1 protein-coding gene and 1 pseudogene are annotated in these 943 nt (G+C 69.0%); one reads left to right on the forward strand and one right to left on the reverse strand.

Going from position 1 to position 943, the window contains the following annotated elements:
- Positions 1-645: VWA domain-containing protein (locus tag A5688_RS20400; RefSeq protein ID WP_067839218.1), on the forward strand; the 645-nt coding region annotated here is incomplete at its 5' end.
- A gap of 4 nt (positions 646-649) precedes the next feature.
- Here A5688_RS20400 and A5688_RS20405 read toward each other — a convergent pair.
- Positions 650-943: pseudogene (locus A5688_RS20405) on the reverse strand (VWA domain-containing protein); the annotation flags it as partial.

Below are 943 nucleotides of genomic sequence, written 5' to 3' on the forward strand. Positions count from 1 at the left end.
GCCGCCGAACAGGCCGCCACCCAGTTCGCCGGCCAGCTCACGCCCGGCATCAACCTCGGGCTGGTCGGCTTCGCCGGCACGCCCTATCTGCTGGTGCCGCCGACCCCGCAACACCAGGCGACCATCGACGCGCTGAAGAAGCTGGATTTCGCCGACAGCACGGCCACCGGCGAAGCGATCTTCACCGCCCTGCACGCGGTGAGCGCCACCGGGGTCGCCGGCGGCGACACTCCCCCGCCGGCCCGCATCGTGCTGCTGTCCGACGGCGGCGAGAACAAGCCCTCCAATCCCGGCGATCCGCACGACGGCGTCTACACCGCGGCGCGGCTGGCCAAGGACGAGGGCGTGCCCATCTCGACGATCTCGTTCGGCACCCCGTACGGCACCGTCGACTACGAGGGCGCCACCATCCCCGTTCCGGTGGATGACCAGACGCTGCAGAAGATCTGCGAGATCACCGACGGCCAGTCGTTCCACGCCGACAGCCTGGAATCGCTGAAGAACGTGTACTCGACGCTGCAGCGCCAGATCGGCTACGAAACCGTGAAGGGCGACGCGAGTCTGGCCTGGATGCTGCTCGGCGCCTTCGCCATGGCCGGCGCCATCCTGGCCGGGCTGCTGCTGAACCGCAGGCTGCCCGCCTGAGTGCTCAGCTGGGCAGGCGCCGGTTGATCAGCAGTGCCAGTGCCGTCGCGATCAGGGCGGTCAGCACGCCGAGGCGCAGCCAGCCGGAGCTGCCCGGGCCCGGCACCGTGCGGTAGCCGATCTCGTTCTCGATCGCGTTGTAGCTCTTCTCGAGCTCGCCGAGGTTGGTGGCGGTATAGGACTGCCCGCCGGACAGCTTGGCGACCATCTTCATCTGGTCCGTCGACACCGGGACGGCGATGCGCTGCCCGTCCATCTCGATCTCGCCGCCCTTGGTCCCGAACGAGATCGTCGAGAT

It is taken from the genome of Mycobacterium mantenii (assembly GCF_001667865.1).
Taxonomy (GTDB): Bacteria; Actinomycetota; Actinomycetes; order Mycobacteriales; family Mycobacteriaceae; genus Mycobacterium; species Mycobacterium mantenii_A.